Below are 16,505 nucleotides of genomic sequence, written 5' to 3'. Positions count from 1 at the left end.
AACGTGATGGGCCCCGGGAGTGCGCTCATGAAAGCCGTCCATCCGGGCGAGGGTCAACGGTGTTGGCATAACCTTGGAAGGAGGGGGAAAGAGGTGGGTCATGGCTAAGGAAGTGGTGCCGGAGGCGGAGCGTCGCCGTAGAAAGCCTGCCAAGGCGGGAGGGGTCGTGCTCTCGGAGCGGCTCTACATCGAGACCGCCCTGCGCATGCTCCAGGAGCACGGCAGGGACGGACTGACCGTGCGCCGGCTCGGCGCGGCCCTCGGCGCCGACCCCAGCGCCCTCTACCGCTACTTCCGCAACACCGACGCCCTGCTCCTCGCCGTCGGCGACGAGCTCATCGGCCGTGCCCTGCGCGGCTGGACGCCCACCGGCGACTGGCGGGCCGACCTGCGCGAGCTCGGCCTGCGCATCCACTCCGCCTACCTGGCGCACCCGCAGGCGGCGATCCTCACCGCCAGCCGGGTCAGCGGCCGGTCCCACGAGATCGCCGCCGACGAGGCGATCCTCGGCGTCCTGCGCACCGCGGGCCTCCCCGACGCCGAGGCGGTCCGCGTCTACCACGCCTTCATCGACCAGGCCCTCGCCTTCGCCGCCCTCGACGCGGCGGCGCTCGCCCTCCCGCACACCGCGCGCGCCGCCGACGAGGCCGTCTGGCAGGCCACGTACGCCCGCCTCCCCGCCGCCACCCACCCCCACATCGCGGCCACCGCCCCCCGCCTGGTCGCCCGCATGAAGGGCAGCGCCTATCCGACGGCCCTGGACATGCTCCTGGAGAGCGCGGCGGGGACGCTGGCCTCGCTCAGTGCCCGTCGGGGCGGGGCCAGGCCGCCGAGCGGAGGAGACGCAGGCCGTTGAGGCCGACGAGGACGGTGGAGCCCTCGTGACCGGCGACGCCGAGGGGGAGGGGGAGGGTGCCGAGCAGGTCCCAGGCGACGAGGACGGTGATGAACGCGCCCGCGATCACCAGGTTCTGGACGACCAGCCGGTGCGCGGTACGGGAGAGGGCGACGACCGCGGGGACGGCGGCCAGTTCGTCGCGTACGACGACGGCGTCGGCGCTCTCCAGGGCGAGGTCGGAACCGGCCCGGCCCATCGCCACCCCGCAGTGGGCGGCGGCCAGCGCCGGCGCGTCGTTGACGCCGTCGCCGACCACGAGCACCCGGCGCCCCTCCGCCTCCCACGCGCGTACGGCGGCCACTTTCTCCTCGGGCAGCAGTCCGGCGCGTACGTCGGTGATGCCGACCCGCTCGGCCACGTGCCGCGCGGCCCGTTCGTTGTCGCCGGTCAGCAGGGTCGGGGCGCGGCCGGTCAGCCGGGTCAGGGTGGCCACGGTCGCGGCGGCGTCGGGGCGGAGCCGGTCGGCGACGCCGAGGACGCCCACGGGCTCCCCGTCGCGGACCACCGCCACCGCGGTCCTCCCCGCCTCCTCCAACTCCCGCACCACGCGCGCGTGCCCGCCGTCGGACAGCAGACGGGAGGGGGCGCCGACCTCGATCCGCCGGCCGTCGACGGTGGCGGTGACGCCCCGGCCGGGCGCCGCGCCGAAGTCCTCGACGGCGGCCAGGCCGAGGCCGCGCTCCCGGGCGGCACCGACGACGGCGCGGGCCAGCGGGTGCTCGCTGGGGTGCTCGGCCGAGGCGGCGAGCCGGAGGAGGGCGTCGGCGTCGAGACCGCTGCCGGGCAGCGGGCGGACCTCGGTGAGGTACGGGGTGCCCTCGGTGAGGGTGCCGGTCTTGTCGAGGGCGACGGCGTCGACCTGCCCCAGGCGCTCCATGACGACGGCGGACTTGGCGAGGACGCCGTGCCGGCCGGCGTTGGCGATGGCGGACAGCAGCGGCGGCATGGTGGAGAGGACCACCGCGCACGGCGAGGCGACGATCATGAAGGTCATCGCCCGCAGCAGCGCGGACGTCAGGTCGTCGCCGAAGGCGAGGGGCACGGCGAAGACGGCGAGGGTCGCGAGGACCATGGAGACCGAGTACCGCTGCTCGACCTTCTCGATGAAGAGCTGGGTGGGCGCCTTGGTCCGCGAGGCCTCCTCGACCATCCGCACGATCCGGGCGATCACCGAGTCCGCCGCGTCGCGCCCGACCCGTACGCGCAGGACGCCGGTGCCGTTGACGGTCCCCGCGAACACCTCGTCGCCCGCCTCCTTGACCACCGGCAGCGGCTCGCCGGTGATGGTGGCCTGGTCGACCTCGCTCGCCCCGCCGACGACCCGCCCGTCCGCGCCGATCCGCTCCCCGGGCCGCACCAGGACGGTGTCCCCGACCGCGAGCAGCCCCGCGTCGACGGTCTCCTCGGAGCCGTCGGCGAGCAGCCGGGTCGCGGTGGCGGGCGCGAGGTCGAGCAGCCCGCGCACCGAGTCCGCGGTCCGCGCGGTCGCGACCGCCTCCAGGGCGCCGGAGGTCGCGAAGATGACGATGAGCAGCGCCCCGTCGAGAACCTGCCCGATCGCGGCGGCGCCGAGTGCGGCGACCACCATCAGCAGGTCCACGTCGAGCGTCCGCTCCCGGAGCGCCTTCAGCCCCTCCCACCCCGGCTCCCAGCCGCCGGTGGCGTAGGCGGCGGCGAAGAGCGTCCCCCACAGCCAGGCGGGGCCGCCGGCCAGGTACGGGACGAGGGCGAGGAGGAAGAGCCCGAGCGACGCGAGCGCCCAGCGGACCTCCGGCAGCGCGAGGGCGCGGGTGCGGCGCGGGGGCGGCGGGGTGGGTGTGGGGGTGAGGAGCTGGGCCGGGTGGTCCAGGGAAGCGGGCATGGCGGAGCGACCCTTCGCGGGGCGGGCATCGACCCGTCCACCATACTGGAACACCTGAAGAGGTCTTCATATGTCATCCGTATGATGGGCGCATGGGCCACGGAACCGACGCCACCACCGGCGCCACCCCCCGCGAGCGACTCGACGCCGTCGGCACCGCCGACGTCGCCGCCACCCTCCAGGCCCTCGCCACCCCCTCCCGCCTGTACATCCTCGCCAGGCTCCAGGAAGGCCCCTGCTCGGTCGGCGACCTCGCCGAGGCCGTCGGCATGGAACCCTCCGCCTGCTCCCACCAGTTGCGCCTGCTGCGCAACCTCGGCCTGGTCACCGGCGAGCGCCACGGCCGCTCGATCGTCTACGCCCTGTACGACAACCACGTCGCCGAACTCCTCGACCAGGCGCTGTACCACGTGGAACACCTCCGCCTCGGCGTCCGCGACGCCCTTCCCGAGGCCCCGGCGCGCCGCTTCTCCTGACGGGAGGACGGGGGCCCAAGAATGGGTGGAGATCGAGCGGTTCGGGCGCATGGCGCCGACCGCGTGCACCACCCCGGGAGCCCCCACCCATGCGTACGCGACCCGCAACCCCCGTCCGGATCGGCGCCCTCGCCCCCCTGACCCGCCCCGGCTGGACGGAGGCGGGCCGGCAGCTGCTCGCCGGCCTCGAACTGGCCGTCGGGGAGGTCAACGACACCGGCGGGATCGACGGACGGCCGCTCGACCTGCTGGTCAGGGACACGGCCGCCGACCCGCGCCGCGCCGAGGAGGCCGTGGACGAACTGGACCGCCTGGGCGTGGCCGCCCTGGCCGGCGAGTACCACAGCGTCGCCGCCCGTGCCGCGGCCGTCAGGGCCGACGCCCTCGGCCTGCCGTACCTCTGCTCGTCGGCGGTCCTCGACGCGCTCACCGAGCGGCCCGCGGAAGGGGTGGCGCGCCTGGCCCCGGCCCAGTCCCACGGCTGGCGCGTCTACGCGGACTTCCTCCTCGCCGGGGGCCACCACCACCTCGCGGTGGCCACCGAGCCGAGCGCGTACTGGACGGCCGGCATCCGCATCCTCCGCGACCACCTCGCCCCCCGCGGCGGCACCGTCACCGAACTCCCCGCACGCGGTCTCGCGCCGGGGGAGGCCTGCGACGCACTGGTGGAGCAGGTTCCGACCGCGCTCCTCCTCCTGACCGGCTTCCCGGACCCGGCGGTCCCGCTCGTCAGGGCCGTCCGCCGGGACCCCCGCCTCGCCGGGCTCCTGATCGGCGCACCGGCCGGGCAGCCGGAGTTCGCCGAGTGGGAGGCCCTTCTGGGCGGCGACGGCGCCGGGATCCCCTTCCTCCGCTACCTCCCCGACCGGCCGAGCCCCCTCGGCGCCCGCGTCGAGCGGGACCTCCGCGTTCAGCTGGGCGCGGACCCCTCCTTCGTGGCCTTCGAGGGCCACGACACGATCACCGTCCTCGCCGAGGCCCTCCGCACCCACGGCACGGACCGCGAGGCGCTCGCCGCCTCCTGGCCCGACGTGATCGTCGAAGGCACCCGGGGCAAGATCCGCTTCACCCGCCCCGAGGGCAGCCCCGTCCACCAGTGGGCCCGACCCCCGGTCCAGGTCGCCGACCGCGACCCGGCCGCCCCCACCCGCTTCCGTACCCTCCACGCCGCCGTCTGAGGCCCCCCGGCCCCGGGGCCCCGGGCGATCACCCGCCGAACACCCCCTGATAGCGTCCTCGACCGGATCAGCGGGGAAAGGGCACGCATGCGCGGCATACGGGGACGCCGATGGCTCCTCTACGCGACGGTCGGCGGCACACTCGCGGCCGTGGTCGCCGGAGTCGCGGTGTGGTTCTCGGTGGACCGGACGCGGCAGCGCGCGGCCGAACTGGACCGACTGGCAAGCGCCTGCGCGGGGTTGCTGCCCCATGAGCAGCTGCGGGACTTCGTGCCGGGGAACGGCGCAGGAGTCTTCGAGGAGTACGGCACGATGCTCGCCCCGGACCAGGAGAGCCGGGCGCTGCTGGACTGCACGCTCTCCTGGAACAAGGGCCGTTGGGAGCCCGAGACCCTGATCCGGGTACGGGCGGAGGCGCTGATCGCGACCCAGGTCGCGGAGATCGACGCCGGCGACCGCTCCGTCGGCGACTTCCCGATACCCCTCCCGCCCGGTACGAGGGGCGGCACCGGCGCCGACGACCGGCTCAACGGCAGTGAGGTCAGCGCCTCGTTGCAGGTGGAGTGCCCGCGCGGACTGCGCGGCCGGAGCCGTCCTTCCGGGAGGTTCGCCGTCTCGGTGGAACTGCCGTCGAAGGCGGACAGCGAGTACGACGTCACCGCCGCCGACCGTCTGACCGCGGCCCGCACCGCGGTGACCGTCGCCAACTGGGTCGCCGGGCACCAGAACTGCGGCCGCGAGCCGATCCGTACCGACGCCTCGCCCCACCAGGTCGAAGGCGCCACGCCGACGGAGCTCTGCGCGTGGATGGACCCGGAGGAGCTGGGATTCGCCGAGGAGGAGTGGGAGTTCGCCGGGGACGGCACGTACGACCGGCGAGTCGGCTCCTGCGCCGGCCACATCACCGGATACGGCTCCCCTCCCGGCGCTCCCATCGTCGGGGTGACGGCGGAGAGCTGGGCGGGCGAGTCCGCCCGCGGCGCGTACGAGCGCCACACCCGCGCCGGAACCGCCCCCGGACGACGCGCGGGGTCGCCCGAGAGCACGGCCGTCAAGGACGTGGGGCCCTCCCCCCGGCTGTCCCTGTGGGCGGAGTCGGTGTGCGACGGAGGCCCGAGCTACCACCGGATCACCCTCACCCCGGCCCTCGGCTCCGAGGACGAGAAGGAAGCCCTCGTGGAAGGACCCCTGCGCACGAGGTTCTCCACGGACGCGCGCACCGCGCTCGACCGCTACCTGGCGGCGCCGGACGCCTGGCCGCAGCGCGCCCACTGCCATGACACCGAGATCCTGGGCGAGGTGGAGCAGTGGCTCCGATGAAGCACGACACGACGAAGCGGAACGCGACGAGGGCCGGGGCGGGGCTGGGCGCGCTGGTGCTGCTCGCGGGCGGCTTCTTCTGGTTCGGCGGCGGATACGACCGCTGGTCGACCGGCCGGCTGCTCACGAACGCGTGTGACGGCGTGCTCCCCGCCGACCGGCTCCGTTCCCTCCTCGGCGACCGCCACCTGAAGGCACGGGACGACGCCCGGGGGGAACGTCTCGACGCCCCCTCGACCTCGCTCCGGGTCGAGTGCGGCATCAGCCGGGACACCGAGAAGGACGCCGGCAAGCACACCGACGCCGGATCGGTGACGGTCACCATCAACGGCGTACCGACCCTCGGCCCCGAGAACCGGCGGTACGAGGGCCTCTACCCCACGGTACGGTCCGACCTGCCGCCCGCCCCTCTGGGACAGGGCTGGAACGGCGTGCTCGGCGTGGGCGACTCCCGCGGCGAGGCAGAGGCGACCACCGCCGTCCTGCTCGACTGCGCACCGGGCCGCGCCGACCTCCTCGTCACCGTCTCGGCCGACGTGGACGGCTACCTGACCGCCGCCCCCCTCGACAACCCCGACCGCCGCACCGCCTTCGCCCGCCTCGCCACCGAGACGGCCGCCAACGCCTCCCGCCACTGGAACTGCGGGGCCGACCTGGGCGAGCCCCTGACCACCGCACCCCTGCCGGTGAACAAGGACGAGTACGTGGCCCCCGCCTCCGCCAAGGGGACCTGCGCCGGCCTCCCCGCCCACCCGAAGACCGCGGCAAGGGCCTGGGAGAGCGAACGCACCACCGCCCCCCTCGAAGAGTGCGTGCTCGGCAGCGCCGAAGGCCACACGACCCACCGCCTCACCGCGCGGTACGGCCCGTACGCGGAGAGCGCCCGCCACGCCTACGCCGAGGGCTCGGGAGACCCCGACCCGATCGCCTCCGGACAGCGGGCGGGCGTGCTCAGGAACGGCGGCTACTGGACCACCGCCACCTGCCCCGGCGCCGACGAACCCGCCCTCTTCTCCCTCACCCCCTACGCCGACAAGGCCAGGAGAACAGCCGCCGACCGCGCGTACCACCTCTCCCTCCTGAAAGCCTTCGCCACCCGCTCCGCCGCCGCCCACCACTGCGCCACCCCGGCCGCCCCCACGACGACCACCACCCGGTGACAGGGAAAGAGCCCGAACCCGCGGCAGGCACAGGACGCCGTCCGGGCCTAGCCTGGAAGGGGCCGGGTTCTGTCGGACGATGGGAGTCGTGATGACGTTCGTGCAGGTCATCGACTGCAAGACGAGCAGAGCCGATGAGTTGAACGGACTGATGGACGCCTGGATCGAGGCGACCCAGGGCAAGCGGACGGCCACCCATTCGATCGTGGGGCGAGACCGCGCCGACTCCACCCATGTGATGGAGATCGTGGAGTTCCCCTCGTACGAGGAGGCGATGAAGAACTCGAACCTGCCGGAGACGGACCGCATCTTCCGGGAGATGGTGGCTCTCTGCGACGGCGAGCCGTCCTTCACCGATCTCGACGTGATGCGCGACGAGCAGCTGAACAAGGCCGTGGTGCGCAGCTTCTTCGAGGACGTGGTCAACGCGGGGAACGTCGACGCGGCGGACGCGCTCTGCACCTCGGACTACCGGGAGCACGACCCCTCTCTGTCCTCGTACGACATGGGGCTCGAACAGGCCAAGGCGGAGAACCGGGTGATCATGGAGGCCTTCGAGCCGCGGGTCACCATCGAGGGCATGGTGGCCGAGGGCGACACGGTGTGCGCCCGGCTGTCCTTCAAGGGGCGCCATGTGGCCGCGTACCAGGGGATGGAGGCCACCGGCCGCGAGGTGTCGGGAACCGGGCACGCGACCTTCCGCTGCGAGGGCGGCAAGATCGCGGAAACCTGGTGGAACTTCGACGATCTCGGCCTGCTGCAGCAACTCGGCATGCTGGAGACCTGACGGGAGACCTGAACCGAGGCGGGGCCTGCCGCCTGCCTCCTGCCTGGAGCGCGCCTGGAGTGCGCGTCGACGGGCGGCCGGAACCACCCGCCGCCCCGGAGCACGCCATGGCACTCGTCCTCCTCGCGGAGACCGTCCACGCGTACCGCCTGCTCCGCCGCGGGGGCGTGCGCCGCCGCACCGCCCCCACCGCCCTGTGGTGCCTTGCCGGCGCCGCTCCCTCGGCCGCTCTGGTGGCGGCCCTCGCCTTCATCGGTCATGGGGCGCTGTGGACCTGGGCGCCCGACTCGTTCACGGCCCTGTGCGCGGCGGCCGCCGCCGGGGTCGCCGTCATCGCCCTGCGGTTCGGCGCCGTGCGCGTCGGGAGGCGCGGAGGGCCGGGCTCTCGATCGGAGATTGCCTTTCCTTTACAGTGATGTAGAAGGCCGTGTCCCCGTCGGCCCCGATCCCGCCCGGATCTCCCCTCACAGGACGAAGAAGGAGTGAGCGACCCGCAATGGGTGAGCCTCCCAGTACGAGCCGTGCCACCGCCTGCCCTGAAGCGTCGAGCCGGGGAGCGGGGGTGGCACGGTGACCGAGGTGCTTCTTCTCCTGCTCGCGCTCGCCCTCACCCTCGCGTGTGCCGTCTTCGTCGCGGCCGAGTTCTCCCTCACCACCGTCGAGCGCGGTGAGCTGGAGCGTGCCGCCGAGGCCGGCGAGCGCGGTGCCGAGGGCGCGCTGCGCGCCGTCCGCCGGCTGACCGTGCAGCTCTCCGGTGCCCAGCTCGGCATCACCGTCACCTCCCTGGTGATCGGCATGCTCGCCGAGCCGTCCCTGGCCGCGCTGCTGCGCGGCCCGCTGGAGGCGATCGGCCTCGGCACCGCGGCGTCGTCCGTCGCCACGGTCCTCGGGGTCGCGGTCTCCACCGTCGTCCTCATGGTCGTCGGTGAGCTCGTGCCGAAGAACTGGGCGATCTCCCGGCCGCTGGCCGTCGCCAAGGTCGTCGCCGGGCCGCAGCGGGGCTTCACCGCCGCCTTCGGCCCCTTCATCCGGCACCTGAACGGCACCGCGAACCGGTTCGTGCGCCGCTTCGGCCTGGAGCCGGCCGAGGAGCTGCACACCGTACGGACCCCCGCCGAGCTGGCCTCCCTCGTCCGGCACAGTGCGGCGGAGGGGGCCATCGAGGCGGATTCGGCCGAGCTGTTCGTGCGGACGCTCCACCTGAGCGAGCTGACGGCCGAGAACGTCATGACACCGCGTGTGGACGTCCGCGCCCTGGAGGCGCGGGCCACGGCCGCCGACGCCGCCAACCTCACCTACGCCACCGGGCTGTCCCGCTTCCCGGTCTACCGGCTGAACCACGACGACGTCATCGGCACCGTCCACATCCGCGACGTCCTCGCCCTGCCGCCCGAGGAGCGGGCCGCCACCCCGGTCACCACCCTGACCACCCCGCCGCTGCTCGTCCCCGAGACGCTGCCCGCCGACCGGCTCCTGGAGCGCCTGCGGGCCCACCGGGGCATGGCCGTCGTGATCGACGAGTACGGCGGCATGGCCGGCGTGGCGACCGTCGAGGACATCGTGGAGGAGGTCGTGGGCGAGGTCCGCGACGAGCACGACCCGGTCGAGGTCCCCGACCTGCTGCCCGCGCCGCCCACCGACGACGGCCGGGCCACCTGGGAGGCGGACGGCGGGGTACGCATCGACCAGCTGGCCCGGATAGGGCTGCGCGCGCCGGAAGGACCGTACGAGACGGTCGCCGGCCTCATCGCCACCCGCCTCGGCCGCATCCCCGCCCAGGGCGACGCCGTCCTGCTCGACGGCTGGCGCCTCGACGTCCTCGACGTCGACCACCACCGCGCGGACCGCGTCCACCTCACCGAGCCCGTCCGCGCCGTGCGGCCCGAGAACGCCGGAGCGGCCCGATGACCGCGCTCCAGCTCACCATCGGCTTCCTCACCCTCCTGACGAACGCCTTCTTCGTCGGCGGCGAGTTCTCGATGATCTCCGTCCGCCGCAGCCAGATCGAGCCGCTCGCCCGCGACGGCGACCGGCGTGCCCGCATGACCCTGTGGGGCCTGGAGCACATCTCCGCACTCCTGGCCACCGCGCAGCTCGGCATCACCGTGTCCTCGCTGGTCCTCGGCGCGGTCGCCGAGCCCGCCATCGCCCATCTCCTGGAGCCCGCCTTCGAGGCGGCCCACGTGCCGCACGGCCTCGTGCACCCGATCGCCTTCGTCATCGCCCTGACCCTGGCGACGTACGCGCACATGCTGATCGGCGAGATGGTCCCCAAGAACATCGCACTCGCCGCCCCGGTGAAGACCGCGCTGTTCCTCGGACCTCCGCTCGTCGCCCTCACCCGCGCCCTCAAGCCGGTCGTCTTCGGCATCAACGCCTTCGCCAACGCGCTGCTCCGCCTGCTGCGGGTCGAACCGAAGGACGAGGTCGCCGCCGTCTACACCGACGACCAACTCGCCCGCATGGTCCAGGACACCAGCGCCGCCGGCCTGCTCTCGCCCGCCGACGGCGAGCGGCTGCGCGACGCCCTGGAACTCGGCACCCGCCCGGTCGGCGAGATCCTCGTCCCCGCCGTGCGGATGGTCACCGTGGACCACCGGATCACCCCTGCCGAGCTGGAGCGGACGGCCGCCCGCGCCGGCTACTCCCGCTTCCCGGTCACCGGCCCCGCCGGCGCCGTCCTCGGCTACATACACATCAAGGACACCCTGGGCGTCGCGGACCGCGACCAGCCCTTCCCGCGGACCGCTCTCCACGCCGTCACCCGGGTACGGATCGACACCCCGCTCGACGACACCCTCACCGCCCTGCGCGCCGCCGGAAGCCACCTGGCCGCCGTCACCGGCGAGTCCGGCACCGTCCTCGGCTACGTGACGATGGAAGACGTCCTGGAGGAGCTCGTGGGGCCCGCCACCGTGTGACCCCCACCGACTCCCGGCCCGAGTCGACGAGCCCACGCCGTCCGTCGCGTACCCCTCGCCACCCACCATCGCCCGCCCCACGAAGGAGCCCCCGCTTGTCCGCCAGAACGACGCATCCCGCCTGCTCGAAGGGGTGCGGCCGCCGATGAACGCCGCTCTCGGCCTGCTGGCCGTCCTCGTCCTGACCGCCGGCACCGGCTACTTCGTGGCCCAGGAGTTCTCGTACGTCGCCGCCGACCGGATCGCCCTCGCCCGTGAGGCGGAGGCCGGCGACAAGCGCGCGGCCCGCGCGCTGAAGGTCCTCGAACGCCTCTCCTTCATGCTGTCCGGCGCCCAGCTCGGCATCACCGTCACCGGCCTCGTCGTCGGTTTCCTCGCCGAGCCGTCCGTCTCCGCCCTGCTCAGGCCCGCGCTGGACGGGACGGGCCTGTCGGACGGGGCGGTGTCGGCGATCTCCGTCGTCCTCGCCTTCGTGATCGCCACCGTCCTCCAGATGGTGGTGGGCGAGCTCGCACCGAAGAACCTGGCGCTCGCCGTCCCCGAACGGCTGGCCAAGTCCCTCGCCTCCTCCACCCTCGTCTACCTGAAGATCGTCGGGCCGGTCGTCCGCGTCTTCGACGGGGCCGCGAACAAGCTGCTGCGCAAGGTCGGCATCGAGCCGGTCGAGGAGCTGCACCACGGCGCCACCCTGGAGGAGCTCAGCCACCTCATCGGCGAGTCGCACGAGCAGGGGCAGCTGCCGGCCGACACCGCCGAGCTCCTCGACCACGCGCTGGAGTTCTCCGAGCGGACCCTGGACGAGGTGATGGTGCCGCGCGCCGACGCCGTCTTCGTCCGCAAGGACGCCACGCTCACCGAGGCCGTCGAGCTCATCGCGAAGCACGGCCACTCCAACTACCCCGTCCTCGGCGACCACCCGGACGACGTCGCCGGCGTCCTCGGCGTGCGCGACCTCGCCCGGCTGCCCGCCGACCGGTTCGACACCTTGACGGCCGGCGAGGCCGACCGGGCGCCGCTGCTGCTGCCCGACACGCTGCCGCTGCCGCAGGCGGTGGCGCGGATGCGGGAGGCGGACGACGAGTTCGCCGTCGTCCTGGACGAGCACGGCGGCGTCGCCGGCGTCGTCACCTACGAGGACATCGCCGAGGAGCTGGTCGGCGACATCGCCGACGAGAGCGACACCGTCGTCGCGCTCGCCGTCCCGGACGGGAACGGCTGGCGCGTCGACGCGGGCCGCCGCCTCGACGAGATCGAGGACGCCACCGGCATCGCCCTGCCCGAGGACGACGACTACGACACCGTCGCCGGCCTGATCATCGACCGCCTCGGCCGCTTCCCGACCATCGGGGACGGCCTCACCGTCGACGGCATCCGCATCGACGTCCTCAGCCTCGACCGGCACGTCCCCGGGCGCGTCCGCATCGAGCATGTCCAGACCGCCACCGCCGAGGAGGCCCAGGCATGAGCTTCCCCATGGCCCTGTTCATCACCGTCCTGCTCCTCATCGGCAGCGGTTTCTTCGTCGCCGCCGAATTCGCGCTCGTCGCCGCCAAGCGCCACCGCGTCGAGAAGGCCGTCGCCGACGGGCAGCGCGGCGCCAGGGCCGCCCTCGCCGGCATGCGCGAACTGTCCCTGATGCTCGCCGGCGCCCAGCTCGGCATCACCCTGTGCACCCTCGGTCTCGGCGCCATCTCCAAGCCCGCCATCTCCCACGAACTCGACCCGCTGCTCGTCAAGCTGGGGCTGCCGGAAGCGCTCAGCTACGGCATCGCGTTCGCCGTCGCCATGACCGTCGTGGTCTTCCTCCACATGGTCCTCGGCGAGATGGCGCCCAAGTCCTGGGCCATCGCCCACCCCGAACGCTCCGCCATGCTGCTCACCCCGCCGTTCCGGGCCCTGGTCAAGGCCGTGCGCCCGCTGATCTGGCTGCTCAACAAGGTCAGCAACGCGCTCGTACGGATGTGCCGCGTCCAGCCCCGCGACGAACTGGCCGCCGTCCACAACCGCGAGCAGCTCACCCACCTGGTGGAGGAGTCCGAGCGGCTCGGCCTGATCAACAGGACCGACTCGCAGCTCATCACCCGCTCCCTCACCGAGCCGCAGACCCCGGTCGCCGAACTCCAGACCCCGGCCGCCGACATCGTCGCCGTCGAGGCGGGTGCCGGACTCGACGCCGTCCTCGCCCAGGCGTCCGAGGCCGACCGCTCCCGCCTCCTCGTCCGGGACGGCGACCGCGTCCTCGGCTCGGTGCACGCCCGCGACGTCCTCGTCGCCCGCACCCGCGGCAGGGAGCTGACCGCCGCCGCCCTCGCCCGCCCCGTGCCGGAACTGGTCGGCACCGACACGGTCTCCGACGCCATCGAGCACCTCCGCCGGCGCCGCGCCTCCCTCGCCCTCGTCCGCGACGGCGAGGGACAGCTCACCGGCCTGGTCAGCCTGGACGACCTCCTGGTCCGGATCATGGGGCCGCAGACGGTCTGACGGCCCGTCCGGACCACCCTGCGGATGGCGCGGACACACCCCGGGTGTGTCCGCGCCATCCCGTGTCTCACGTTCGGCCGATCAGTCGGCCGGCGGGCCGGCGCTGTCGTCCCCGCGTCGGCGCAGACGTACGGCGGTGATGGCGTGCTGCTCGATTCCGACCACCTCGATGTCCCAGTCACCCACTCGGCACCGGGCCCCCTTCCCACCGGGCAGGCGGCCGAGTGCGTCGAGCACGAGACCGGCCACGGTGGTGTAGCGGGCGCCGCCCGCCTCGCCGAGATCGACCCCCAGATCCCCCAGGTCGGCGACGGGGAAGTCGCCCGGGACGAGGAGAGATCCGTCGGAACTCCGCTCGACCTCCACGAGGTGCCGGTCGGTCTCGTCGTAGATCTCTCCGACGATCTCCTCCAGCAGGTCCTCGATGGTGACGATGCCCTCGACCGAACCGTGCTCGTCGGTCACGAGGGCGAACTGCTGGTGATCGGACCTGAACCGCAGGAGGGCGTCGGAGATCTTCATGGTCTCGGGGAACACGGTCGCCCGGCGGGTGAGGTCCCCGACCAGGGCCGAGTCGTCGCCGGTCGTCAGGTCACGCAGGTGTACGACCCCCGTGATGTCGTCGAAGTGGCCAGGACCGAGTACGGGAGCCCTGGAGTGTCCGGAGGCGGCCAGTTCGCCACGGGCCTGGCCGACCGGGGTGGCGGCGGACAGGGTGAAGACGGAGCGCCGGGGCACGAGCGCGGCACGGAGGGGACGCTCGTGGATCTCCAGAGCCCTCGCGACGATGACACGCTGGTCAGGAGTGAGACCGCGATGGCTGATCACCATGTCCCGCAGCTCGTCGGGGCTGGGCGGCTGTTTCCCCGCGCCGGGATCGCCGCCCAGTACGCGGACCACGAGGTTGGTGGTACGCCCGAGGGCCCATACGGCCGGACGGCAGACCGTGGCGAGAACGCCCAGGGGACGGGCGGCCAGCAGGGACCACCGTTCCGCGAACTGCATGCCCAGCCGCTTGGGCGCCAGCTCGCCGACGACGAGCGTGACGAAGGTGAGGGCGACCGTCACCAAGCCCACGGCGAGCGGTTCCGCCATGCCTCCCGCGAACGAGAGGAGGGGCACCAGCGGCTCGGCCAGGGAGACCGCCGCCGTGGCGGACGCGAGGAACCCGGCCAGGGTGATGCCGATCTGGATCGTGGCGAGGTAGCGGTTCGGATCCGCGACGAGCCGCGCCAGCCGGGCGGCCGCGCGACCGCCCCTCCGCCGCAGCCGCCGCAGCTGGCTGTCCCGCAGGGAGATCAGCGCGATCTCGCTGCCGGCGAACAGCGCGTTGAGGACGATCAGCGCCGCGATCAGGAGCAGGTCGGACACCAGGCCGTTCACGGCGTGTCGCCTCCCGCCGGCGAACCGTCGTACCGCGGTCGAGGCCGTCCGGCGGGCGTCCCGCCGGATGCCGTGGCGGTCATGGCCCGTCGCCGTCGGGACGGACCACGGCGACGGGACAGCGGGCGTGGCGGAGGACGGACCGGCTGACGGAGCCCAGGAGCATCCCCAGGAGACCGCCGTGCCCTCGGGTGCCCGTCACGAGCAGTCCCGCGTCGTGGCTCGCCGTGACCAGCGTGCTGCGGGCGTCCCCGGAGACCACGCGTACCTCCACGGCGACTTCCGGGTGTCTTCCGAGGTGCTCGGACAGCACGGCCCGCACCGCCCGCTGCGCCGGGGCCGAGTGCTCATGCCCTTGGGGGTCCGGCGGGATGCCCTCCTCCCGGACGTGGAGGGCCACCAGGTTCTGGTGCCGCAACGATGCTTCGAGGAGAGCGAAGCCGGCGGCGGCGCGTCCGGCCGTCGACAGGTCCACGCCCAGGACGACCGGGCCCGCGAGGGAGGCTCTGCCACGTACGACCATCACCGGGCACCGTGCATGACCGGTCAGGTGCTCGGTCATCGACGAAACCGCCGGGTCGGTGGCTCCCTCCGTGTCGGGGGCGCCGACGACGAGCAGGCGGGCCGCCTCCGACCGCGCGATCAGGACCGTCGCCGTCTCGCCGGCGACGATCGCCGATTCCACCTCCACCTGTGGAGCAGCACTCCGGGCCCGTTCGACGGCCCGTGTCACCAGGGCTTCCGCACGCTCCCGCAGCGGGCCGTGCGCAGGCCCCAGAGTGGAACCGGGGGGTACGTGCAGGCCAGGCCAGACGAAGGCGTGGACGATCCGCAGCCCCGCGCCGCGCAGCGCCGCCTCCTGGGCGGCCGCCTCCACGGCGGCAAGGGCCGAGGGGGAGCCGTCGACTCCCACCGTGACCAGGTCTTCCACCGTCGCCCTCCTTCGCCGGATGGCGGTGCGACGCCCTGCCGGGGGTTCCGTGCTCTCTCCTCAGCCTCGCCGCTCGTCCGCGCCGCCGCGAGGGGAGCGGACCGCGCAAGGCGGCACTTTCAGCCGTTCTTGGCGAAGACTCGATCAGGCCCTTGAGGGGAAGACGGGGCTCGTATTTTCTACATCATTGTAGAAGGTGTGGTGGTCGCGTCTCCTCGTCCCCGGAGGGTTGGACATGGCTTCGATCGATCCCGGCAAGGTGCTCGACCCGGCGTGGGCGGACAAGGGCCTGTCGGAGCCGAAGTACGTGCGCCGGGCCCAGGCGCTCGCCGCCCCGAACGCCGCCGAGTAGCCGCACCTCCGCGTCCGGCGCCCTCACTTCGAAAGGGCGCCGGACGCCGTCGTTCCCCTCCTGTCCCTGTCCGACTCACTCGCGAATCCGAGGTGACCGCACATGGCGGACGACACGCCGGACTGGGAATCGGCCCTGCTTTCCGGAGGGCCGGCCGACGGGGTGCGCGTGCGGCTCCGGGGTCGGCCCGGCCTCGTGCAGGTGACGTATCCCTGCGAGGTGGAGGAGACCGAGGACGGCATGCGGGCGGCGGCCGTCTACGTCTACCGCCGCGACAGTCGCTCGCCCGGGGGACTCCGGTACGGCTACGATCCGGCCGCCCCCTGACCGGCGGCCCCCTCTCGCCCTGCGAGCCGCTCGGCCGCCCGCCGGACGTCGGCGACGGCCTGCGGGTTCTCGGTGAAGTACACCTGCCGCCGTCCGTCCCTGCGGAAGTCGACGAGCCCGGCCCGCCGGAGGGTGAGGAGGTGCTGGCTGATCGTGGACGGGGCGCCGCCGACCTGCTCCACGAGGCGCGTCACGTCGCTCGGGCCCTGCGCGAGGACGTGAAGGATGCGCAGGCGGACGGGGGAGGCGAGCGCGGCGAAAACCCTGACGGCGGTGTCCGCGCCTTCGGCGGTCATGTCGCCATGGCCGCCTGTGCGGACCTCGGTTCCTGTCGCGTTCACCTGCTCGTATCCCCTTCGCCCGGTGTCGCGGCCTGACGTGAGGCAGGGCGGGCCCGACGTGCGTCGAGCGGCGCCGAGTCGGCCGCCGC

General features: G+C 73.7%; 16 protein-coding genes. 12 read left to right on the top strand and 4 right to left on the bottom strand.

The window, feature by feature from the left end; genetic code table 11:
* The first annotated feature begins 100 nt into the window (after positions 1-100).
* On the top strand, positions 101-856 hold the full coding sequence (locus tag QK442_RS24520; RefSeq protein WP_282696207.1) for a TetR/AcrR family transcriptional regulator: 756 nt from the start codon (positions 101-103) through the stop codon (positions 854-856).
* On the opposite strand, the gene QK442_RS24515 is transcribed toward QK442_RS24520, so the two are convergent.
* On the bottom strand, positions 801-2,759 hold the full coding sequence (locus QK442_RS24515; RefSeq protein WP_282696206.1) for a heavy metal translocating P-type ATPase: 1,959 nt from the start codon (positions 2,757-2,759) through the stop codon (positions 801-803). The two genes, QK442_RS24520 and QK442_RS24515, sit on opposite strands and share 56 nt — an antisense overlap.
* A 92-nt stretch (positions 2,760-2,851) precedes the next feature.
* On the opposite strand from QK442_RS24515, the gene QK442_RS24510 reads away from it, so the two are divergent.
* From QK442_RS24510 to QK442_RS24465, 10 genes are all read left to right on the top strand, one after another.
* On the top strand, positions 2,852-3,235 hold the full coding sequence (locus tag QK442_RS24510; protein ID WP_282696205.1) for a metalloregulator ArsR/SmtB family transcription factor: 384 nt from the start codon (positions 2,852-2,854) through the stop codon (positions 3,233-3,235).
* 89 nt (positions 3,236-3,324) lie between these two features.
* On the top strand, positions 3,325-4,413 hold the full coding sequence (locus QK442_RS24505; RefSeq protein ID WP_282696204.1) for an ABC transporter substrate-binding protein: 1,089 nt from the start codon (positions 3,325-3,327) through the stop codon (positions 4,411-4,413).
* Between the two features lie 87 nt (positions 4,414-4,500).
* Positions 4,501-5,733 (top strand): hypothetical protein, encoded by a 1,233-nt coding sequence (locus tag QK442_RS24500; RefSeq protein ID WP_282696203.1) that lies wholly within the window; start codon positions 4,501-4,503, stop codon positions 5,731-5,733.
* Entirely contained in the window at positions 5,730-6,893 is a 1,164-nt protein-coding gene (locus QK442_RS24495) for a hypothetical protein (RefSeq protein ID WP_282696202.1), read from the top strand. Before QK442_RS24500 ends, QK442_RS24495 begins: the two co-directional genes overlap by 4 nt.
* Positions 6,894-6,984: 91 nt before the next feature.
* Entirely contained in the window at positions 6,985-7,680 is a 696-nt protein-coding gene (locus QK442_RS24490; RefSeq protein ID WP_282696307.1) for an ester cyclase, read from the top strand.
* Positions 7,681-7,787: 107 nt separating this feature from the next.
* Positions 7,788-8,096 carry a hypothetical protein gene (locus QK442_RS24485; RefSeq protein WP_282696201.1) on the top strand — a complete coding sequence of 103 codons (309 nt, stop codon included), beginning with the start codon at positions 7,788-7,790 and terminating at the stop codon, positions 8,094-8,096.
* 154 nt (positions 8,097-8,250) lie between these two features.
* Complete coding sequence (locus QK442_RS24480; protein WP_282696200.1) at positions 8,251-9,588, top strand: hemolysin family protein; 1,338 nt, start codon at positions 8,251-8,253, stop codon at positions 9,586-9,588.
* Positions 9,585-10,601: a hemolysin family protein gene (locus QK442_RS24475; RefSeq protein ID WP_282696199.1), complete on the top strand. Its 1,017-nt coding sequence runs from the start codon at positions 9,585-9,587 to the stop codon at positions 10,599-10,601. The genes QK442_RS24480 and QK442_RS24475 overlap by 4 nt, the downstream gene beginning before the upstream one ends.
* A gap of 145 nt (positions 10,602-10,746) precedes the next feature.
* A complete protein-coding gene (locus QK442_RS24470) occupies positions 10,747-12,066 on the top strand; it encodes a hemolysin family protein (RefSeq protein ID WP_282696198.1) in 1,320 nt (439 codons plus the stop codon).
* A complete protein-coding gene (locus QK442_RS24465; protein WP_282696197.1) occupies positions 12,063-13,082 on the top strand; it encodes a hemolysin family protein in 1,020 nt (339 codons plus the stop codon). Before QK442_RS24470 ends, QK442_RS24465 begins: the two co-directional genes overlap by 4 nt.
* Before the next feature lie 81 nt (positions 13,083-13,163).
* Here QK442_RS24465 and QK442_RS24460 read toward each other — a convergent pair whose 3' ends face one another.
* Entirely contained in the window at positions 13,164-14,465 is a 1,302-nt protein-coding gene (locus tag QK442_RS24460; RefSeq protein WP_282696196.1) for a hemolysin family protein, read from the bottom strand.
* Positions 14,466-14,544: 79 nt separating this feature from the next.
* On the bottom strand, positions 14,545-15,396 hold the full coding sequence (locus QK442_RS24455; RefSeq protein ID WP_282696195.1) for a universal stress protein: 852 nt from the start codon (positions 15,394-15,396) through the stop codon (positions 14,545-14,547).
* Between the two features lie 454 nt (positions 15,397-15,850).
* Here QK442_RS24455 and QK442_RS24450 point away from each other — a divergent pair, with 454 nt between their 5' ends.
* Positions 15,851-16,075 (top strand): hypothetical protein, encoded by a 225-nt coding sequence (locus QK442_RS24450; RefSeq protein ID WP_282696194.1) that lies wholly within the window; start codon positions 15,851-15,853, stop codon positions 16,073-16,075.
* Here the strand turns inward: QK442_RS24450 and QK442_RS24445 are convergent.
* Positions 16,054-16,416 carry a metalloregulator ArsR/SmtB family transcription factor gene (locus QK442_RS24445; protein WP_282696193.1) on the bottom strand — a complete coding sequence of 121 codons (363 nt, stop codon included), beginning with the start codon at positions 16,414-16,416 and terminating at the stop codon, positions 16,054-16,056. The genes QK442_RS24450 and QK442_RS24445 overlap by 22 nt on opposite strands.
* Positions 16,417-16,505: the final 89 nt, after the last annotated feature.

This window comes from Streptomyces sp. CC208A (genome assembly GCF_030010625.1).
GTDB lineage: Bacteria > Actinomycetota > Actinomycetes > Streptomycetales > Streptomycetaceae > Streptomyces.
This window is presented reverse-complemented; position numbering and strand designations above follow the sequence as displayed.